This window comes from Crenothrix sp., from assembly GCF_043729335.1.
In the GTDB taxonomy this organism is placed as follows: domain Bacteria; phylum Pseudomonadota; class Gammaproteobacteria; order Methylococcales; family Methylomonadaceae; genus Crenothrix.
This window is the reverse complement of record NZ_JAYTLQ010000026.1, coordinates 14,265-34,389: the sequence shown is the minus strand read 5'-3', so window position 1 is coordinate 34,389 and position 20,125 is coordinate 14,265. Positions and strand designations below refer to the sequence as shown.

Genomic DNA, 20,125 nt, shown 5'->3' with positions numbered 1-20,125 from the left:
GAAAAAATTTTTCGATGCTTAGGTTTAAAGATCAGTGGACTTAACCCCTCTACCGATCATTGCTTGCTTCATTTCTTTACTATAGACGCGCTTGTTAATTTTTTAATAATCGGCTTTATCAATCACAAATGTGCCAAGGTACGATGGCATCATTCGTGGTATTAGTGCTAGCGTAGATATTAATAACAATCTTACTTCCAGACAGGTTCGGTTAATTCGCAAATGGTTTTTTGCTTTTTAAACCCCCAGTTGATTCAGCTTCATCTTTATAACATCAACTTTTAAGCATAATCAATCAATCCTGGCCACCCGAAAACCCAAGTTATCACTGGTATAGCCCGGCACATCCCAATCCCGCGATGAATATAATAAAAATATCGAACGGTTACGGAATGACCCCCCCAAAAATACCCTTGAGGCACCGCTTTGCATAGCGCACGTATATTCGTTGCCATCGGGTTGTTCTTTCCATGCTGAACAAGTCCATTCATGGACGTTCCCTACCGTATCATACAAGCCGAAAGAATTTGCTGCAAAACTACCCACGGGCGCAGATTGCTCACCATCCCAGGCACTGCCACAATCAGTACAATTGGCTTTGTTTTTACCGATGCCATCACCCCACCAAAAATTGGTAGTGGTTTTGGCGCGATCCGCATATTGCCATTCGGCTTCTGTGGGTAACCGGTAATGCTTGTGGGTTTTGTCACTGAGCCAGGTTAAATAGGCATTGGCATTGTACCAGGACACATTCGCGACCGGATGCTGATCACGTCCGCCCTTGGCTGTGGCGGGATAATCTACTTTGTCATTTTGCGTCCAGACGTAATAATCAAACTGTTGATAAGTAATTTCGTATTTGCTCAGATAAAAGCGTTTCGCCAAGCCAATTTCGGTGCCCGGTGCAGCAAATTTTGCGGCTTGTAGCGCCGGTTCGCCGTCATCAGACAGAAAACTGATATTCGGATCACTCATTGGTGGTGACACTTCATCGCTTTCAATGGCTACCATTTCGGGTAGAGGCACGGGTAAAAAACCTGCATCCATCAAGCGAAAACGTTGCTGCATCAGCATATAACTGAGGGGTAAATTGTGTTTTACCGTCCAATAAAAAGATTGACCCACAAAAGCCAGCACCAGTACCTGTAATGCCGTTTTTACGCCTAGAGCAATCTTACTCCAGTGTATAAATCGGCCTTCTGTAGACTCAGGATTGCTGATAGCCAGCTTGTGATAAGTGCGTAAATCGGACCACCCCGCCAGCTGCCACCAGCGCCAAAAACCTCGACTATGGTTCCAGGCTTTAGCGCGTTGCGTTAACGAGTGTTGATAGTTATTGATTTGGCTGCTACTGCCAATATATTCATACAGTGTTCGCCAATAACCCACTGGCTGGCCTGTGTCTTCATCTTGACCACGGGGGCGAATCAACGGTTCATACAATAGATCGATAAATTGTTGCTTATGCAGTGGCATTTGATAATTGCCGGTAGATTCTCCTGCACCTACTATGGTCAGCAAACGCAGGCCACCCTTGCTTTTTTGACTGGCTTGGCTGGCGTCGGGTTTGCCGGATAAGAAATTGATTATTTTTCGACCCAATTTCACATCACCTTGCCCGGCAATATGTCTGGCTTCATCCAAAGCCAAGCGTTGACGATTATGGCGGCCATCGGGACTCATGCGTGTTAGCGCAAGCAGCAGTTTTAAAGCATTTTCTTTACTGCCTGGAATTTCCTGCTCTAAACGTACCAGCAATTCATCGGCTTCTGTTTCCAGTAAGCCGGCAATCCCACCTTTTTGTGTGTATAAAGTAACACTGAGCCGATTATCGTGCCGGTGTTCCCACAAGTAATGCAGGGCATTTTCAACAAGGGGTAAAACACCGGTTTCATTTTTAGCATCGGCCAGTATAACCGGTACAATATCTTTAACATTTAGCCCAGATAACTGCGCAGGCCGTTCAATAATCTCACGCAAAGCTGTTTGCGAAATACTAGGCAGCGCATAGCGCTTACAGCGGGTGTTATACCATTCCGAAAGATACAGCAAGTGTTCGAAGCCTTCCAGAAAACCGGTCGCTATCGATGTCATCAGAAAAAAACGACTGTCTTTTTCCAGTAAGGCATTGGCTAGCTGGGCATCAAACCGACGCTGCTCATTTTTATTTGATAGCGTAAACAGCTCTTCAAACTGATCGACAATTAGCACAAAACCCACATCGAGCTCTTTAACTGCATTCAGACGCTTATTAAGTACCGTATCATCCGGTAACAGCTGTTTGTAGCTTCGGTTAAAATCACGCTCGTCAGGATCTTTAACTAAGGCACATTCCAGTAATTCCGCCAATTGCTGCAAAGGGTTTTCGCTGGGTATCATTGGCCCCAGAATTTTCCAGGTTTTAAATCCGGTGCGTGGCCACAATGCCCCTTGTTCAATTAACGGAATCAATCCGGCGTTAATTAATGACGATTTGCCGCTAACGCTGCTGCCTTCAATCTGTATCCAGCGACAGAACTGATCATCATCACGACGGATATGATCGGGATTAACTTGTGATTGGGTACCAAAAAAACGGATTATTTCCAGTGTTTCTTTGCGGCGACCAAAAAATAGCGGCGCATGCTCGCGTTGAAAGGTGTTAAGCCCCAGGTACGGACAAATTTCAGCCTGTTTTTCGGTAGCAACCAGTTCGGTGCGTGATTGTATGGCGGTAAGCAGAATTTTAGGGACGGCGCTGTCAATTTGCCACGATAGCCACTGAAAATCGCTGAGTATAGGTGGGATTTTTTGAGGATCGGCATCCGGTAGCGACAATAAATAAATGGGGAGCCACTGGCTATCATCATGGGGTAATAGATTACGCGCCAGGGCAAGTTGCATTTCAACACTCGTCCATTGCTGCACACCTTCGTGTCCCACCAGTGCGATAAACACAGAGCAGTTTTTTAGCTTATCTTGTAGGTTATATAACCAGCTATCACTCAAACTTACTGTGTTTTTCTCTTGAAATACCAGCATTCCTGCTTTTTCCAGTTCTGCACGTAAAATGGCGGCGGCTTGCCTGTCTGTTGGGCTGAAGCTTAGAAAAATTTGTTGGCTTGGAGGCTGCGTCATGCGGTGTTTTCTGTGTGGACTGTGGTGAGAGATTCAAGCAGGAATTTTGTTGTACTTGCGAATTAAGGTACAACACTACAGGCATTGACTCAACATATTTAAATCAGCATTTGCTCACGCAATAACTTAATTTCATCACGGGTTTTGGCGGCCTGTTCAAATTCAAGATTTTTGGCGTGTTGATACATGGCATCTTCCAGTTGTTTAAGCCTTTTACTCAATTGCTTGGGTGTCATGACCTGATAACTGGCGGAAATTTCCGCTACTTTATCTTGGGCTTTATTGTTTGACGGTTTACCGGATCCAGGAATGCTTGCCTGCATAATATCAAGGACGGATTTATAAATGGTCGTCGGACTGATGTTATGTTCAGTATTATAAAGCTGTTGGGTTTCGCGGCGACGATCAGTTTCGTCAATCGCCTGTTGCATGGAGTTGGTGATGCGATCGCCGTACAAAATTGCTTTACCATTCACATTACGCGCGGCACGGCCTATGGTTTGCACCAGCGATACTACCGAACGCAAAAAGCCTTCCTTATCAGCGTCCAATATGGCCACCAAAGATACTTCCGGTATATCCAGGCCTTCACGCAGTAAGTTAATGCCCACCAATACATCAAACTGACCCAAACGTAAATCACGGATAATTTCCACCCGCTCTACGGTTTCTATATCGGAATGCAAATAGCGTACCCGCACACCGTTTTCAGTCAGGTATTCGGTTAAGTCTTCGGACATTTTTTTGGTTAAGGTGGTAACTAACACCCGCTCTTTTACCGCAACACGCAAGTTAATTTCCGACAATAAATCATCGACTTGATTGCTGGCCGGACGGACTTCTACAATGGGATCAAGCAAGCCTGTGGGCCTGACCACTTGTTCAACAAAAACTCCAGAATGTTCTTTTTCATATTTGCCGGGCGTTGCTGATACATAAATACGCTGTGGCGATTTGTTTTCAAATTCATCGAAGCGCAAGGGTCGGTTATCCAACGCGGATGGTAATCTGAAACCATATTCCACCAAGGTTTCCTTGCGGGATCGATCACCTTTATACATCGCACCAATTTGCGGAATACTGACGTGGCTTTCATCCACAATCAGCAGGGCATCTTTGCCCAGATAATCAAACATAGTGGGCGGGGATTCACCGGCATCCCGGCCCGATAAATAACGTGAATAGTTTTCTATACCGGAACAATAACCGACTTCAAAAATCATCTCGATATCAAATAAAGTACGTTGCTCCAGGCGCTGCGCTTCGACTAGTTTATTGACTGAACGCAGATATTCCAGGCGTTGTTTGAGTTCCGCTTTTATGGATTCAACTGCCGATAATAGCTGTTCGCGCGGGGTAACGTAATGGTTTTTAGGATACACCGTATAACGCGCCAAGCGATGCAAAATCTCGCCGGTCAATGGATCAAATAACGACAGGCGCTCAATTTCATCATCAAATAATTCAATACGTAAGGCTTGCTGATCGGCTTCGGCAGGAAAAACATCAATGATTTCACCGCGTACACGGTAAGTCCCACGGCGTAATTCTATATCGTTGCGGGTATATTGCATTTCAGCCAGACGGCGCAGAACGTCGCGCTGCTTGATCATATCGCCTTTGACCAGATGCAAGACCATTTTAAAATACGATTCCGGCTCGCCCAGACCGTAAATAGCGGAAACGGTAGCGACAACGATAGTATCGCGGCGCTCAATCAAGGCTTTGGTAGCGGATAAGCGCATTTGCTCGATGTGTTCGTTGAGCGAAGCATCTTTGTCGATAAACGTATCAGAAGCTGGCATATAAGCTTCCGGTTGGTAATAATCGTAATAGGAGACAAAATACTCGACGCTGTTTTCTGGGAAAAACTCTTTCATTTCGCCGTACAACTGCGCAGCCAGGGTTTTATTGGGCGCCATAATCATCGCAGGGCGCTGCACTTGATTAATAACATTGGCAATGGTGAAAGTTTTTCCGGAGCCGGTTACGCCTAATAAAGTCTGGTGAAGCTCACCGTCATTCAAGCCATCCACCAAATGCTTAATGGCTTCAGGTTGGCTACCCGCGGGTTGAAAACGGCTGTGAATTTTAAAGGGTTTTTGTTGCACGATGGGATGAATAAGTTCCGAAATGCAGGATTAAAAGAAAATGCTAATTTTATGTATAACAAGAAAAAAATCAATTTCCCCGTTTTATTGGCTATACGATTGCAATAAAGTCATTAAGTTTCTTTGAATTTTGATCGCTATACCCGCTTCAACAAATCCTGCAATTCAGTAACAATTTTTTTACGATGAAACAAAAACTTCCAACGCGCGCCGCCACATTGTTTCCATAACAAAGATGAGCGCACACCGGCCAACAGCAAAGCACGAATTTTGTTGGTGGTGTCAGTTCTGGATAAATATTCCTGTTCGCCGTTGACCATAACCGGCGGTGCTAACGTTCTGACCGTATTAAAATAAATATCACCCAGATTGGCAATGACATTTTCATGCAATATGCCAAATTGCTCACTTTGCGCCTTAGCTCTGGCAATGCCGGTTTGTATGGTTTTTAACATGTCTTTATTACCAGACAGCTTAGTTTCCAGATACACAATGGAAGCCGCATAACGTGCTTGTTGGTGACTGGGTATTCTATAACCGGTCATTTGCGTTTGCATTTGCTCAAGACCCAACTTAAGCCCCGACAAACCGCCATACACATCGACTACGCTGTCCGAATCTATTTTTAAAATACTGCCAATACTGGCTTCCAGGGCAATAGGATCAGCTGTGCCGGTAGTTGCGAGTTGATCCATTAAAGCTGCGGCCTGTGCGATACCGGCCAAGGCTATCGTTTGGTTGGTGAGAGAGTTTAATTGCATGAGTTATCCGTGATGTGACAATGAACAGAAGCGTAACAACAATTTAACCTCTTAAGTAAAATAGGCAACAATAGCAATAATGAAAGGTAAGTGTATGTATGATTAGTGGCTTTTATACCATGATTACCGGATAGTAGTCGAGTTGTGATATAAAGCATTGAAAGTGAATACAAACAAAAGGTGGATGAAATGATTGAATCAATCGAGTTAACAGTATTGGGTATGAAATGCGGTGGCTGTGAAAGCAATGTCAGCACTAAGCTTGCTGCTGTTGATGGTGTGGCTGCGGTGAAAGCATCCAGCGCAAACAAGAGCGTTAGTGTTGATTTTGATCCGGATAAAACCAGCATGGATGCTATTAAGAGTATTATTCAGGCCGCTGGTTATAGCGTGCAATAACTCAGCAATTAACAAACACGCTGGGTTACGCGATAAAGCTGCTAACCCAGCCTACGAGCTGCCTATTACTTTTTCGTGGTTTTCGTGGGCAAAAATCGTAACATCACAGTGGTTTTCATTCCTTAACAAAGAAAAAGGATGGGGATATGAGTGTAGAACAAGCTTCTGAAGAATTGCGTTTATCAATCCTCGGCATGACCTGTGCCGGTTGCGTAAGTGCAGTAGAATCAGCTTTAAAGTCTGTGCCGGGTGTCACTGAGGTTGCGGTCAATTTTGCCGATCACTCTGCTAGGGTAAAAGGCCGTGCTGATCCTGATGCATTAATTGTTGCCGTTAAAAATGCCGGTTACGATGCCGCTGTGATGCAAGGTCTGGAAGATCCTAGTCAGCAGGAAAAACTGGAGTTGCAACATTATCGCAGCTTAATGAAAAAAGCCGCCGTTGCCGCTGTAGTGGGCATTCTACTGATGCTAGGTGAGCATTTAGCCTGGTTTCCTGAAATTGGATCACCGGCTGGCCAAAAGTTTTGGCCAGAAGTCGCATTGATTACGCTGGGCGTGTTGGTGTATTCAGGATTGCACTTTTATAAGGGTGCGCTGAATGCCTTAAAACACGGCCAGGCCAATATGGACACCCTGATTGCCTTGGGCACGGGTTCGGCGTGGTTGTATTCTTGCATAATCATCAGTTATTCGGGTGTTTTGCCATCCATAGCAAAACATGCTTATTTTGAGGCCGCCGTCGTGATTTTGGCGTTTATCAATCTGGGTTCTGGGTTAGAAACGCTATCACGCGGCAAAACTTCGGGCGCTATTCGTAAATTAATTGGTCTGCAACCCCGTACAGCACGGGTGGTGCGTGATGGCAAAGAAATTGATATTGAAATTGAGCAAGTCGGCCTGGGCGAAACAGTTAGAGTTCGACCCGGCGAAAAGATACCGGTAGATGGCGAGTTGTTCGAAGGCCATTCCACAGTTGATGAATCCATGCTAACCGGTGAATCCATGCCTGTGGAAAAAATGCTCGGTTCCAAAGTGGTGGCGGGTTCCATGAACCAAACCGGCAGTTTTTTGTTTAAAGCGACGCGCATAGGCCGAGATACCGCGTTAGCGCAAATCATCCAAAGTGTGCAACAAGCGCAAAGCAGCAAGCCGGATATTGCTCGTTTGGTGGATAAGATTTCTGCTGTTTTTGTACCCGCAGTAGTCGTCATAGCCGTGCTTACCTTTACCATCTGGTATAACTGGGGGCCAGAACCGTCCTTGGGTTATGCGTTTGTCACCTCTATGACGGTTTTGGTGATTGCTTGTCCTTGTGCATTAGGTTTGGCCACGCCTATTTCGGTGATGGTGGCGGTGGGCAGAGCAGCAGAATCCGGTATTTTGATACGCAAAGGCGAGGCTTTACAGAAAGCAGGCGAGATTACTTGCCTGGTGTTGGATAAAACCGGCACGATTACCGAAGGCAAACCGACTGTTGCATCGGTTCATACCTTTGATGATTACACCGAAGATACGATTTTACAATGGGCTGCAAGCATTGAGTCTGGCTCGGAACATCCTTTGGCGGCCAGTGTGTTAAGCGCTGCAGCAGATAAAAACCTCAGCCTTGAAAAAGTAGAGCAGTTTGAAAGCGTGTCAGGTCACGGAGTTACTGCGCTTATCAACAAGAAAAGGATATTTTTTGGCAATAAGGCATTAATGGACAAAAAATTGGTGAATTATGATGCCTACAACGCAAAACTTGAACAACTGTCGGCCTTAGGGCAAACCCCCATGTTACTGGCTGTTGATAATAAAATTGTCGGTATTGTGGCGGTTTCTGATCCGATTAAAAAAGATTCTGTGCAGGCGGTGCAGCATTTAAGAGCGCGTGGTATCCGCGTGATTATGGTTACCGGCGATAATCCGATTACGGCGCAGGCGATTGCTAATCTTGCTGGTATTACCGAAGTTAAGGCGCAAGTGTTGCCACAGGATAAAGCGGCGATTATTAAAACTTTGCAAGCGCAAGAGATTGTCGGCATGGTCGGTGATGGCGTGAATGATGCGCCTGCTTTGGTGCAGGCTGATGTTGGCTTTGCGATTGGCACAGGCACTGACGTAGCCATTGAAAGTGCCGATGTGGTGATTTTGCAAGGGTCGTTGTTAAAAGTCTCTGAAGCGATTGATTTATCCAAGGCGACGGTAAAAAATATTAAGCAGAATTTGTTTGGGGCGTTTTTCTATAATACCTTGAGTATTCCGGTGGCGGCGGGATTGCTTTATCCGATAGCGGGTGTGTTATTGAATCCGATGATTGCAGGAGCCGCTATGGCCATGTCGTCGTTAACGGTGGTGTTTAATGCGAACCGTTTGCGCTGGATTAAATTCAATGACTAGAGTCTCAGTATAACCTGTTAATTATATAAGCATTGTCAATGCCAAATAAACCAGCAACTATCAACATAATAGCCAAAAAAGCAGGTATTGGACTCGAAACCATCCGCTACTACCAACGTATTGGACTGATAGAGAAACCTGAAAAACCATTGTCTGGCTACCGTGTTTACGGTGAGGATACCGTTGCGCGGTTGCTTTTTATTCAACGCGCTAAAGAACTGGGCTTCAGTCTTACTGAAATTTCTAACCTGCTAGCATTGGATGACGGCAGTTGTTTGGAGACAAAAGAGCTTGCTATACACAAGCTAGACATCATCAAAAGCAAACTTCAGGACTTGCAAGCCATAGCCAGTACATTGGAAAAGCTTATCCAATCGTGCGAATCCAATTCAGTCCCTCACGGATGCCCCATCATCACCGCTATTTCAAAAAAATAAAAATGCCTTGACTCTGTAGTTAGGTACGGGGGCTACACTTCTCAACACCGTTAAAAAATCAGAGGTGTTTATTGTGTCAGAAAAATTTAGTCTCCCATTAATAGGGGGCTTGCTCGCGGGTATTGCATCATCACTGTGTTGTGCTGGGCCTTTGATTTTATTGTCATTGGGCGTTAGTGGCGCATGGATTAGCAATTTAACCGCACTTGAACCCTATCGTCCGTTATTTATCGCAATAGCATTGATTGCTTTGGTTATTGCTTATTTGGCTATTCACCAATCCGCCTCTGATCAGTCCTGTGAAGAAGGCAAGATATGTGCAGAACCAGCTTCGCAGCACTGGTATAAAAGCGCATTTTGGGGCGTTGTGGCGGTGGTGATAGCCGCTATTGCATCGCCTTATTTGATTTCATTTATGTATAGGTAGATTGTTATGAAAAATATTGTTTTTTTATTATTGTTAACACAGTCTGGGTTTTTGTTTGCCGCAGAGCAGTCCGTTGTATTATCCATTCCAGGTATGGATTGCCCCGTTTGTCCCATTACCATCAAGAAAAGTTTGCAAAAGGTTGCGGGGGTTAAATCAGTTGATGTCAGTTATGAAAGCAAAACAGCGGCGGTTGTTTTTGATGACCAACTAAGTGGACTACCTGATCTTTTAAAGGCGACGGAAAATGTAGGTTATCCATCAAAACTGCAAGACGGTAAAAAATAATGGCGCAAGCAATAATCCTTGAATCAACGATTACGTGCCCCGAATGCGGTCATGTAAAAATCGAGATTATGCCAACAGATGCGTGTCAGTGGTTTTATGAATGCGGGAATTGCAAAGTAGTACTAAAGCCAAAATCGGGGGATTGTTGCGTTTTTTGTTCTTATGCCACAGTGCCTTGTCCGCCTATACAGCAAGGTGATAAAGACTGTTGTGGTCATTAATAGGCGGAGCGGACATGAAAATACGTTGAAATCATGTCCGCCGTTATTTTGTTGCTCAGCAGATTATTCTGCTTTAGTTGTCCACATGGCAGCCAGCTTGCCAGAAGCCACCCCAAAATAAGCACCCACTACAATAGAAATTGAAATAACCACCAGCGGGTTATCAAGAGAAATACCCAGTAATACGTCTTTGTTCATTTTGTCAGGTGTTTGCAGCAAGTAAGCAAACGTTGATGAATAACCCCATACGCTGGCAGGAATAGCTGACAGCATAGGCAGATTAGCCGCCAAACAAGTTACCACAACTGATACAGTTACTGTAAATGCTGCCCAAGCAGGAAAATAAGCATCCGCAGGCACATTGGTTAATTCATACGCCGTGAAAGTCGCCATAAACACACCGAAAATACTGCATGCGATGGTTTTTTTCAGTGCATCCTCGTTAGCACCCAAAGCAAAATAAGCTGCCCAGGCAATCGTTGCCGCCCAGATAAAAAATACGCCGCTTAAAGGGCCTACAGCCAAAAATGTGGCCACTCCACTCAAAACGCCTATGCTTAAAGACAGCGCGGTTAAACTATTCATAACTACATCTCCAAAAAAAATTATTTATTGTTCTATTGTTTTAGGTTGGTTTTTATGGCAAAACCCGTGAAATCTAACCCTCTGGATTTACCGGGCGACAGCTAAGCCCGCTGTGGTCGAATACTACCAGATATTGCTTTTACGATAAACGCATAAATTTACCAATCTGGTTCGTGGAGCGCTCTAAACTACAGCCTTAATGATAAGCCGTTTTAGGGAGCTACGCTGTACAGTAAAGACAGCGCCGTAAATCAAGGTTAGAATAGACATTGAAAATCGCTTTTATACAGCGTTAAAAGGTTTTGAATGAATGTTAACGAAAATGAACAAGAGGTTTGCGTGTGACTGAAATAGCTGAAGTACCCAGTCCTTTTTGCGGGATCGGCACGGACGATCTGAAAATACAGATTGATGGCCTGACAGTTAGAATACTGGAAAATGGCTGCGCGGTGAATACACCAGCATTTGAACAAGCGATTACCGATACGCAGCCTAGAGTTGATGGCCAGATAGTGAGCCTGGATATTGCCGTTGCCAAAGCGGCTGCGCTATTAAAAAATACCGTGTTGCCAGTAATAGGCGGCTGTGCGACCGATGTGAATGGTATGCGTGGCTTGCTGGCTTTGGCGGATCGCTGTGGTGCGGTGGTTGATAACATGAACTTTACCCGCGCCCGTAATAACTTTTTGGCCTTGCAAGATTCCGGCTGGATGAACACTACACTGGCGGAAGTTAAAAATCGCTGCGATTTGTTCGTAGTGATCGGTGCAGATTTGGAAACGCTGTTGCCACGGTTTTTCGAACGCTATATTTGGAACGCCGAATCCATGTTCATCGAAAAAACCGATCAACGCGAAGTAATTTATTTAGGTACAGCACCATCGGGCAGTGCAGCAACATCGCCTACAGGTAAAGCAGCACAAATCTTACCCTGTGCAACCGAGGATTTACCCGATGTCGTCGCAGTCTTAAGAGCCTTGATTAAAGGCAAACCAATTCGTACTGAAAGTGTGGCAGGCATCAAAGTCGCTGATTTACAAATTCTGGCCGATAAATTAAAGGCTGCAAAATACAGTGTGATTACATGGGCGGCAGGCGCACTCACCTATCGCCATGCAGAATTGACCGTGCAGACGGTCTCCGAAATGATTAAGGACCTCAATAATCAAAATACCCGTTGCTCAGGCTTGCCATTAGCGGGTAAAGAAGGCGATCTGACCGCTAACCAAGTCTGCGGTTGGACGACCGGTTATCCGGCACGCACGCGCTTTAGCCGTGGCTACCCTGAATACGATCCGTTTATGAACGATACCAACGTATTGATAGCCGAGGGTGAAGCCGATGCGTTGGTATGGGTGCAGGCGTTTAACAGCAAATCAGTACCACCTGTCACTGAATTACCGACTATTGTGATAGGGCGTTCTGGCATGACATTTGCTAAAGAACCCGATGTGTTTATTCCGGTCGGTACGCCAGGTATCGACCATGTCGGCCATGCCTACCGCACCGACAACGTGGTTGCCATCCGCTTGAAAAAATTACGGGATTCCGGCTTACCCAGTACGGCGGACGTGCTGAACGCCATAGACAAGGCTTTATGCGAGGAAACAGTATGTTAATTAAGTTAACCGGTGGCCAAGTTTACGATCCTGCCAGCGGGGTTGATGGTCAAATTCAAGATATTTACATCCAGGACGGGCGTATTGTTGATATGCCGGTGGGTGATTTCAAGGTCGATAAAGACTACGATTTGCACGGCAAAGTCGTCATGTCCGGTGCGATAGACATGCACACCCATATCGGTGGTGGCAAAGGCAATATCGCCCGCACCATGCTGCCAGAAGACCATCGCCAGGATCCGGTGTCACGTTCAGACATTACCCGTTCCGGTTGTGGCCATGCCATGCCCAGCAGCTTTGTAACGGGCTATCGCTATGCCGAAATGGGCTATACCGCCGGTTTTGAGCCTGCGGTATTGCCAATCAACGCACGCCAGGCGCACATGGAAATGGGCGATATTCCCATTCTGGATAAGGGCGGTTACGTCATGCTGGGCAGCGATGATTATCTGCTACGCATGCTCACCGCCAAAAAAGACCAAAAAGCCATTAACGATTATGTTGCCTGGACGATGAATGCCGCCAAGGCGATTGGTGTAAAAGTCGTCAATCCTGGCGGGATTAACGCGTTTAAATTCAATCAGCGCAAACTGGATTTAGATGAGCAAAACGCCCATTACGGGGTCACGCCACGGGATATTTTGGAAGTGCTGGCAACCGCTGTTAAAGAACTGGGCGTTAAGCATCCGTTGCATGTACACGGTTGTAATCTGGGTGTGCCTGGCAACGTACAAACCACGCTGGATACCATCCAAGGTATCGGCGGCTTGCCCATGCACTTAACGCATATCCAGTTCCACAGCTATGGCACGGAAGGCGATATGAAATTCTCCTCCGGCGCGGCGCAAATTGCTGAAGCGATTAACAAAAACAAAAATATTACCGTCGATGTCGGGCAGATTTTATTTGGTCAAACCGTCACCGCATCGGGCGATAATATGCGCCAGCACGCCAATCATAAGTTTGCCAGCCCTAACAAATGGGTGGTGATGGACATTGAATGTGATGCCGGTTGTGGTGTAGTGCCGTTTAAGTACAAAGATCAAAACTTCGTTAATGCGCTGCAATGGGCAATCGGGCTGGAGACTTTCTTATTGGTCGAAGATCCGTGGCGGATATTTTTGACCACCGACCATCCCAACGGTGCGCCATTTACCAGTTATCCGCATTTGATACGCTTGCTGATGGATAGAAGTTTCCGTAACGAGGTACTGTCTACCATACACCCCGAAGCGCAAAAAATGACTACACTGGCATCAATTACCCGTGAATATACGCTGCAAGAAATTGCCATCATGACCCGCGCCGGTGCCGCTAAGTTGATAGGCCTCAAAGATCGTGGTGGATTAAGTGCCGGTAACTGGGCGGATATTACTGTGTATACCGACAATACCAATCGGCAAACCATGTTCGAGAAGCCGGATTATGTGTTTAAAGATGGCGAGCTGGTGGTGGTTGACGGCAAGGTGGTGCATACCAAATGGGGCACGACGCACGTTGTACAACCTGATTTTGATCCGTCGGTAGAAACAGGTTTGAAAGATTATTTCGACCGCTACCTGACCATGAAGCTGGGTAATTTTAAGATCAGTGATGATGAGATTACCGAGGATGGGCGGGGGAGTATTACGGTGCATCCATTGGCAAATTAAATGAAAATAATCTCGTTGTTTAACAATAAAGGCGGTGTGGGGAAATCTACTCTTGGTTATCATTTGGGATATGCGTTGAATGAAATGGGACATAAAACTTTATTCATTGACTTAGACCCACAGTGCAATTTAACCATTTGTAGCATCGAAGAAGAAGCACTGCATAAAATTTGGGATGAGGAAGACTCCTTCATTGAAGACTATGAAAAGGCACTGCAAAAAAATCCTAAAATTAATGAAACACCTCGTAGTATTCACTTTCTATTAAAACCTACTGAAGAGGGTGTGAGTGATTTATCATCAATACCCCCAGCTATAAAGCTAGATGAAAATCTTTATTTAATACCAGGTCGTTTATCATTGCATAAGTATGAAAATAAACTTGCCGAAAGATGGAACGGCGCTTATCAGGGAGACAATTTAGCAATCAGAACTATAACCAATATCAGAAATATTTGTGAGCAATACTCGGAACAATATGATTTTGAATATGTGATAATCGATACGTCTCCAAGCTTGGGTATTTTAAATAAAACGATTATTTCTACAGTTGATGGTTTTTTTATTCCAGCACAACCAGACATGTTTAGTTTATATGGTATTAGAAATATCGGTAATTCGTTAGAATTGTGGCAGAAAGAATTTGAGACTATTTACAGTTTAATTTCTGAAGATAAACGAAACAAGTTTCCTAAAAAATTTGTACAGTTTTTAGGCTTTACAATATATAACGCTAAAAAATATTCTAGTGGAAAAAATGAATATAATTTGGCTGATGCACATGATTTTTATTTGAAAAAAATTCCAGATATTATTGAGGATTACATTAAACAGTGTAACAGAAGTCACTTGAGTGATTACATGCTACACCAACCCATTGGTGGCTCGTCAGTTATCCATACGCATAACACATTTCCATCCGTAGCGCAGGCACTAAAATGTCCAATGTGGAAAGTTCCAGATAAGTATGATTCTCTTTCAAAAGAATATAAGAAAATATTAAAAGAAAACTCTTTCGAGGTGAATACAGGTAGTTATGGTAAGTATCGCCATACAAAACAAAATTATATGGATTTTGCAAAATCATTGCTTGAAAGAGTTGCTACATTAGAAAAAATGCCAATTTCTATAACATGAGTGCAGTAATTAAAGAGGCCATACAAGCCTACAAAGATAGAAAGTTTGAATATGAACAATTTTTGATACAAGTGGAATGTTTTTTTCAAAAACATCCCGAACTAAATAAAGCACCTTTTCCATTAATTCATTCAATAAAATCAAGATTGAAAGATCCGAGCCACCTCGAAGATAAACTTAGACGTAAATTCAAGGACGGTGCTGTCATAACAAAAGAGAATGTATCTACTGAAATTACTGACCTTATTGGGGTTCGCGTTTTACATTTATATCAAGATCAATTTCCATCTATCAACGAAGCGATTAACAAAAAAATTGAAAATGGTGATTGGGTTTTTGTCGAACAGCCTAAAGCATTCACATGGGATCCTGAATCCGAGAAGTTTTATAAAACTCAAAACGTTCTAACAGAGCTAAGAGAAACATATTACACAAGTATTCACTATGTGGTAAAACCAAACAATAAAAATTCCATTTGTTGTGAAATACAAGTACGAACATTGTTTGAAGAGATTTGGGGCGAAATTGATCATAGTATTAACTATCCTCATCCAACAGATAGCATAGCTTGTAGAGAACAACTAAGAGTTTTATCGAAATTAGTATCAACAGGGACGAGACTTGCGGATTCTATATTTAGGTCAAATATTGAACATGAAGAGAAGAGTCGGACTTAACATATATGCAAGCCATCAAACAATACACAGAAGTCATTGACGGCAGTATCCACATAAATCTGCCTAAAAACTTTACCGCCAAACGGGTAGAGTTGATTATTTTATCTGCGGATGACGACGATGCAGATAGCAGCGATTTTCAGCGATTTCTGCTCGATAGCCCTGAAATGACTGATGAGGAATACCAGACAATTAAAGAAAAAAGGCGGCAGCCACCTACCTCTATCGAAGGTAAAAGCAAGATTACCGGTGATTTAATAGAGCCTTGCATCGGTATTGAAGATTTTGAATGTCTGAAATAGATTTCTTGCATCAAGTAACATTAAAAGAGCTAGAAGAGAAGCTGACTTAGCAAATACTATTCTCAATCCATAAATAATATTCAACACCAGAAAAAGATATTAACAATGAGCATAACAATATGATTATTAACGGTGTAACCATCGACGCAACCTTTGCGGAAGCGTTCCCTATGAAAGCCACCCGCGCCATTATCACCGCGCACAACGCAAAATGGGCAATGATTTCAGCACAAGCCATGACCGGCTTTGCCACCTCGGTAATCGCCTGTGGCTGTGAAGCCGGCATCGATAGAATACTAGAGCCTTCCGAAACCCCAGATGGTCGCCCTGGTGTCGCCGTGATGATTTTTGCGATGGGTGGCAAAGGCTTAGCTAAACAGCTGGAAACCCGCGCCGGACAATGCGTGTTAACCTCACCGACATCGGCATTATTTGCCGGTATCGACAGCGATATTAAAATTCCGCTTGGCAAAAACCTGCGTTATTTTGGCGACGGCTTCCAAATCGCCAAAGTGATTAACGGTAAACGCTATTGGCGCATACCGGTCATGGATGGCGAATTTTTAACCGAAGCCACCACCGGACAAGTCAGCGCCATTGGCGGCGGTAATTTTTTGGTGTTGGCGCAGTCGCAAGAACAAGCCTTGACTGCTTGTGAGGCGGCTATTGAAGTAATGCAAAAAGTGCCTGGCGTGATCATGCCATTTCCTGGTGGCGTAGTACGCTCTGGCTCTAAAGTCGGCTCAAAATATACGACTTTGAACGCCTCAACTAACGATGCGTTTTGCCCCACGCTAAAAGGCTTGACCAAAACCGAATTGTCACCGGAAATTGAATCGGTCATGGAAATTGTTATCGATGGTTTAACCAAAGAAGACATCGACAAGGCCATGCGCGTTGGCATCCAGGCGGTGTGCGACTTGGGGGCGGCCAACGGTATCAAACGTATTAGCGCGGGAAATTACGGCGGTAAACTGGGGCCGTTTCACTTTCATTTACAGGAGATCATGGCATGAGCGCGTTAACCTTCACCTTAAAATACCAGCCCAAACAGCGCGTGGACATGTCACCTTTGGTCTGTCAGTTATTACAGGGAAAAACCGTTGCACAAATTGCCGCGCTTGAGCTGCAAAGTGGTAAGCTCAAGTTACGCGTCGATCAGGTGTTTGATATTTCCGGTGAAGATGCCCAGGCTATCGTCATAAAAAACAGCTTCGAGAAACTGGACTTTATCGGCAAGGAACTGGATGGCGGCAGCATTACTGTGGAAGGCGATGCCGGTGCGTATTTGGCGATGGGCATGAAAAACGGCGAGGTTAAAGTGACAGGTAATGCAGGTTTATACGCCGCTTGCGAGATGAAAAAAGGTTATCTGGAAATTGGCGGCAACGTCGGCGACTTTTTGGGCGCTGCGTTACCTGGCAATAAAATGGGCATGAAGGGCGGCACCATTTTAATTAAAGGCAATGCCGGTGAGCGGGTGGGCGATCATTTACGTCGTGGCACTATTTTGATTGAAGGCAATGCGGGTGATTACTGTGGTTCGCGTATGACGGCCGGAACCATCGCCGTTATGGGGCAAACCGGACGTTATTTAGGTTATGCCATGCGACGGGGTACGCTGTTATTGTGGAATCCACCGCAACTGTCGGCCAGCTTTAATGATTGTGGATCACACACTTTAGGCTTTTTACCGCTATTATTTAATTCGTTTAAAAAGTTTAATTCCAAGTTTGCCGATGCGTCGGTGGCGTTTAACCGTGTGCAGCGCTATGCCGGTGATATGTCGGAAATGGGCAAGGCTGAGGTATTGGTCAAGATCAAATAGCTAAAGAGGACTTGTCCACGAAAGACACGAAAAGCACGAAAAAAAGATTTTTAAAACTGCCCTGTCTTATAGAATGAGATTCACAAGCATATTTATGTAGGGTGGATGAGTTGCTATTATCCACCCTACTTTTGGGTAGGCCAATTTTTCAACAACAGATTTTTCGTGTCTTTCGTGCTTTTCGTGGACAAACAAAAATACAATGGAACAAACAGTGCATCAGGATAACAGCAACACATGAGTAACGAATATAACGCGTCGGCCATTGAAGTCTTAAGTGGTCTGGATCCGGTCAGAAAGCGTCCTGGCATGTACACAGACACCACCCGCCCCAACCATCTGGTGCAAGAAGTTGTCGATAACAGCGTTGATGAAGCCATCGCTGGCCATGCCAAAAGCATCGATGTGGTTTTATATAAAGATGGCTCGGTGCTGGTCAGCGATGATGGTCGTGGGATGCCGGTGGATATACACCCCGAACAAGGCATTCCTGGCGTAGAAGTCATCTTAACCCAACTGCATGCGGGTGGTAAGTTTTCCAACAAAAACTACCAATTTTCCGGCGGTTTGCATGGCGTGGGCGTGTCGGTGGTGAATGCCTTGTCGGCCAAGCTGGAAGTGGAAGTCAAACGCAACGGCAAGGTCTATCACATAGAATTTGCCGATGGCCATAAACTCACCGAATTGACCGAAACCGGCACGGTAGGCCGCAACAATACTGGCACGTCAGTCAAGTTCTGGCCGAATGAAAAATACTTTGATTCCAATAAAATTTCGGTGGTAAAGCTTAAGCATGTATTGCGTGCTAAGGCGGTGCTGTGTTCTGGCCTAAAAATTAGCCTGAAGGTTGATGGCACGGATGAGGAATACCAGTGGTGTTATCAGGATGGCTTGCGCGAATATCTGCTGGATCGGGTCGGCGATATTGAATTCAGTCCAGTTTCGCCTTTCATGGGCAATATGGCTGCCAACCACGAGGCCGTCGAATGGGGTATTGTCTGGTCGATAGAAAACCCTGAAGAGGCGTTGGCCGAAAGCTATGTCAATCTAGTACCAACCGCGCAAGGAGGAACCCATGTTAATGGCCTACGCGCAGGCTTGACCGAAGCCATGCGTGAGTTCTGCGACATCCGCAATATTTTGCCACGCGGCGTTAAGCTGGCACCGGAAGATGTCTGGGAAAACTGCCATTTTGTGTTGGCGGTCAAACTGGAAGACCCGCAGTTTTCCGGCCAAACCAAAGAACGCTTGAGTTCGCGCGAATGCGTGGCGTTTGTGTCAGGTGTTTCTAAAGACAGCTTTAGTTTATGGTTAAACCAGCATCCGGCTGAAGGTGAAAAAATTGCCGAAATTATTATTTCCAGCGCCCAAAAACGGTTAAAATCCAATAAAAAAATCATCCGCAAAAAGATTACTTCAGGGCCTGCGTTGCCCGGCAAATTGGCTGATTGCTCCGCGCAAGATTTAAAACGTACTGAACTGTTTTTGGTGGAAGGCGATTCTGCCGGTGGTTCGGCCAAACAGGCACGCGACCGTGATTTTCAGGCCATCATGCCGTTGCGCGGTAAAATCTTGAACACCTGGGAAGTGGAATCCAGCCAGGTAATGGCTTCACAGGAAGTCCATGATATTGCTGTGGCTTTGGGCATAGAGCCAGGTTCCAGTGATTTGCAGTATTTGCGCTATGGCAAGGTGTGCATACTGGCCGATGCCGATTCGGACGGCAACCACATTGCCACGCTGATTTGCGCGTTGTTCTACCAGCATTTTAGGCCGATGATACGTGCTGGCCATGTGTTTGTTGCTATGCCGCCGTTGTACCGGATTGATGTTGGCAAGCGGGTATTTTATGCGCTGGATGATAGCGAGCGCCAAGGCGTACTGGATCGTATCGCGGCCGAAAAGCTTAAAGGCCAGATCAACGTGCAGCGCTTTAAAGGCTTGGGCGAGATGAATCCCAGCCAATTGCGTGAAACTACCATGAATCCTGACACGCGAAGACTGGTACAATTGACCATAGACGACAGCAACGATACCCATGATCAACTAGATTTACTGCTGGCTAAAAAGCGTTCGCAAGATAGGAAGTCTTGGTTGGAAACGCGGGGTAATCTAGCCGATATAGCCTGATGATTTAGTAGGGTGAGCAACGCTTTTTTGCCCACCAATTGCCCAAGGACTAG

Annotated in this window: 18 protein-coding genes; 14 read left to right on the top strand and 4 right to left on the bottom strand. The window is 45.1% G+C overall.

Annotated elements, in window-relative coordinates; all coding sequences use genetic code 11:
- Nucleotides 1–291: 291 nt before the first annotated feature.
- The 3 genes from ACHZC4_RS05910 to hflD all read right to left on the bottom strand — a co-directional run bounded on the left by ACHZC4_RS05910 (nt 292) and on the right by hflD (nt 5,989).
- Complete coding sequence (locus ACHZC4_RS05910; RefSeq protein ID WP_394752901.1) at nt 292–3,117, bottom strand: SUMF1/EgtB/PvdO family nonheme iron enzyme; 2,826 nt, start codon at nt 3,115–3,117, stop codon at nt 292–294.
- Between the two features lie 98 nt (nt 3,118–3,215).
- On the bottom strand, nt 3,216–5,228 hold the full coding sequence (gene uvrB / locus ACHZC4_RS05905; protein ID WP_394752900.1) for an excinuclease ABC subunit UvrB: 2,013 nt from the start codon (nt 5,226–5,228) through the stop codon (nt 3,216–3,218).
- A gap of 137 nt (nt 5,229–5,365) precedes the next feature.
- Complete coding sequence (gene hflD, locus ACHZC4_RS05900; RefSeq protein ID WP_394752899.1) at nt 5,366–5,989, bottom strand: high frequency lysogenization protein HflD; 624 nt, start codon at nt 5,987–5,989, stop codon at nt 5,366–5,368.
- A gap of 189 nt (nt 5,990–6,178) precedes the next feature.
- Between hflD and ACHZC4_RS05895 the strand changes: the two genes are divergently transcribed.
- The 6 genes from ACHZC4_RS05895 to ACHZC4_RS05870 all read left to right on the top strand — a co-directional run bounded on the left by ACHZC4_RS05895 (nt 6,179) and on the right by ACHZC4_RS05870 (nt 10,142).
- Nucleotides 6,179–6,388 carry a heavy-metal-associated domain-containing protein gene (locus ACHZC4_RS05895; protein ID WP_394752898.1) on the top strand — a complete coding sequence of 70 codons (210 nt, stop codon included), beginning with the start codon at nt 6,179–6,181 and terminating at the stop codon, nt 6,386–6,388.
- A gap of 146 nt (nt 6,389–6,534) precedes the next feature.
- Nucleotides 6,535–8,769 (top strand): heavy metal translocating P-type ATPase, encoded by a 2,235-nt coding sequence (locus tag ACHZC4_RS05890; protein WP_394752897.1) that lies wholly within the window; start codon nt 6,535–6,537, stop codon nt 8,767–8,769.
- 38 nt (nt 8,770–8,807) lie between these two features.
- Nucleotides 8,808–9,206 (top strand): MerR family transcriptional regulator, encoded by a 399-nt coding sequence (locus tag ACHZC4_RS05885; RefSeq protein WP_394752896.1) that lies wholly within the window; start codon nt 8,808–8,810, stop codon nt 9,204–9,206.
- A gap of 73 nt (nt 9,207–9,279) precedes the next feature.
- The gene (locus ACHZC4_RS05880) at nt 9,280–9,633 is read left to right on the top strand and encodes a mercuric transporter MerT family protein (RefSeq protein ID WP_394752895.1); all 354 of its coding nucleotides are present in this window, start codon (nt 9,280–9,282) and stop codon (nt 9,631–9,633) included.
- Between the two features lie 6 nt (nt 9,634–9,639).
- Nucleotides 9,640–9,921 carry a cation transporter gene (locus tag ACHZC4_RS05875; protein ID WP_394752894.1) on the top strand — a complete coding sequence of 94 codons (282 nt, stop codon included), beginning with the start codon at nt 9,640–9,642 and terminating at the stop codon, nt 9,919–9,921.
- Nucleotides 9,921–10,142: a GDCCVxC domain-containing (seleno)protein gene (locus ACHZC4_RS05870; RefSeq protein ID WP_394752893.1), complete on the top strand. Its 222-nt coding sequence runs from the start codon at nt 9,921–9,923 to the stop codon at nt 10,140–10,142. Before ACHZC4_RS05875 ends, ACHZC4_RS05870 begins: the two co-directional genes overlap by 1 nt.
- Nucleotides 10,143–10,205: 63 nt before the next feature.
- Here ACHZC4_RS05870 and ACHZC4_RS05865 read toward each other — a convergent pair whose 3' ends face one another.
- Nucleotides 10,206–10,727 carry a DUF1097 domain-containing protein gene (locus ACHZC4_RS05865; protein ID WP_394752892.1) on the bottom strand — a complete coding sequence of 174 codons (522 nt, stop codon included), beginning with the start codon at nt 10,725–10,727 and terminating at the stop codon, nt 10,206–10,208.
- Nucleotides 10,728–11,068: 341 nt separating this feature from the next.
- On the opposite strand from ACHZC4_RS05865, the gene ACHZC4_RS05860 reads away from it, so the two are divergent.
- The 8 genes from ACHZC4_RS05860 (at nt 11,069) to parE (ending at nt 20,072) form a co-directional block, all read left to right on the top strand.
- The gene (locus ACHZC4_RS05860; protein WP_394752891.1) at nt 11,069–12,346 is read left to right on the top strand and encodes a formylmethanofuran dehydrogenase subunit B; all 1,278 of its coding nucleotides are present in this window, start codon (nt 11,069–11,071) and stop codon (nt 12,344–12,346) included.
- Nucleotides 12,340–13,998, top strand: coding sequence for a formylmethanofuran dehydrogenase subunit A (locus ACHZC4_RS05855; protein WP_394752890.1), 1,659 nt, complete (start codon nt 12,340–12,342; stop codon nt 13,996–13,998). Before ACHZC4_RS05860 ends, ACHZC4_RS05855 begins: the two co-directional genes overlap by 7 nt.
- Entirely contained in the window at nt 13,999–15,135 is a 1,137-nt protein-coding gene (locus ACHZC4_RS05850) for a ParA family protein (protein ID WP_394752889.1), read from the top strand.
- Nucleotides 15,132–15,812, top strand: a complete 681-nt coding sequence (locus ACHZC4_RS05845) for a RelA/SpoT domain-containing protein (protein ID WP_394752888.1) — start codon at nt 15,132–15,134, stop codon at nt 15,810–15,812. Before ACHZC4_RS05850 ends, ACHZC4_RS05845 begins: the two co-directional genes overlap by 4 nt.
- Before the next feature lie 5 nt (nt 15,813–15,817).
- Nucleotides 15,818–16,114, top strand: coding sequence for a hypothetical protein (locus ACHZC4_RS05840; RefSeq protein WP_394752887.1), 297 nt, complete (start codon nt 15,818–15,820; stop codon nt 16,112–16,114).
- A gap of 119 nt (nt 16,115–16,233) precedes the next feature.
- Nucleotides 16,234–17,130: a formylmethanofuran--tetrahydromethanopterin N-formyltransferase gene (fhcD, locus tag ACHZC4_RS05835; RefSeq protein ID WP_394752886.1), complete on the top strand. Its 897-nt coding sequence runs from the start codon at nt 16,234–16,236 to the stop codon at nt 17,128–17,130.
- Nucleotides 17,127–17,942, top strand: a complete 816-nt coding sequence (locus ACHZC4_RS05830; protein ID WP_394752885.1) for a formylmethanofuran dehydrogenase subunit C — start codon at nt 17,127–17,129, stop codon at nt 17,940–17,942. Before fhcD ends, ACHZC4_RS05830 begins: the two co-directional genes overlap by 4 nt.
- A 237-nt stretch (nt 17,943–18,179) precedes the next feature.
- Nucleotides 18,180–20,072 (top strand): DNA topoisomerase IV subunit B, encoded by a 1,893-nt coding sequence (parE, locus tag ACHZC4_RS05825; protein WP_394752884.1) that lies wholly within the window; start codon nt 18,180–18,182, stop codon nt 20,070–20,072.
- The last annotated feature ends 53 nt before the right edge of the window (nt 20,073–20,125 follow it).

Bases quoted from the DNA above. Each gene is read 5' to 3' on its own strand.
- ACHZC4_RS05845 (WP_394752888.1), top strand. From the start codon at position 15,132: ATGAGTGCAGTAATTAAAGAGGCCATACAAGCCTACAAAGATAGAAAG.
- ACHZC4_RS05855 (WP_394752890.1), top strand. From the start codon at position 12,340: ATGTTAATTAAGTTAACCGGTGGCCAAGTTTACGATCCTGCCAGCGGG.
- ACHZC4_RS05885 (WP_394752896.1), top strand. From the start codon at position 8,808: ATGCCAAATAAACCAGCAACTATCAACATAATAGCCAAAAAAGCAGGT.
- hflD (WP_394752899.1), bottom strand. From the start codon at position 5,989: ATGCAATTAAACTCTCTCACCAACCAAACGATAGCCTTGGCCGGTATC.
- ACHZC4_RS05875 (WP_394752894.1), top strand. From the start codon at position 9,640: ATGAAAAATATTGTTTTTTTATTATTGTTAACACAGTCTGGGTTTTTG.
- ACHZC4_RS05895 (WP_394752898.1), top strand. From the start codon at position 6,179: ATGATTGAATCAATCGAGTTAACAGTATTGGGTATGAAATGCGGTGGC.
- ACHZC4_RS05910 (WP_394752901.1), bottom strand. From the start codon at position 3,117: ATGACGCAGCCTCCAAGCCAACAAATTTTTCTAAGCTTCAGCCCAACA.
- fhcD (WP_394752886.1), top strand. From the start codon at position 16,234: ATGATTATTAACGGTGTAACCATCGACGCAACCTTTGCGGAAGCGTTC.
- ACHZC4_RS05840 (WP_394752887.1), top strand. From the start codon at position 15,818: ATGCAAGCCATCAAACAATACACAGAAGTCATTGACGGCAGTATCCAC.
- ACHZC4_RS05870 (WP_394752893.1), top strand. From the start codon at position 9,921: ATGGCGCAAGCAATAATCCTTGAATCAACGATTACGTGCCCCGAATGC.
- ACHZC4_RS05830 (WP_394752885.1), top strand. From the start codon at position 17,127: ATGAGCGCGTTAACCTTCACCTTAAAATACCAGCCCAAACAGCGCGTG.
- ACHZC4_RS05890 (WP_394752897.1), top strand. From the start codon at position 6,535: ATGAGTGTAGAACAAGCTTCTGAAGAATTGCGTTTATCAATCCTCGGC.
- ACHZC4_RS05850 (WP_394752889.1), top strand. From the start codon at position 13,999: ATGAAAATAATCTCGTTGTTTAACAATAAAGGCGGTGTGGGGAAATCT.
- parE (WP_394752884.1), top strand. From the start codon at position 18,180: ATGAGTAACGAATATAACGCGTCGGCCATTGAAGTCTTAAGTGGTCTG.
- ACHZC4_RS05865 (WP_394752892.1), bottom strand. From the start codon at position 10,727: ATGAATAGTTTAACCGCGCTGTCTTTAAGCATAGGCGTTTTGAGTGGA.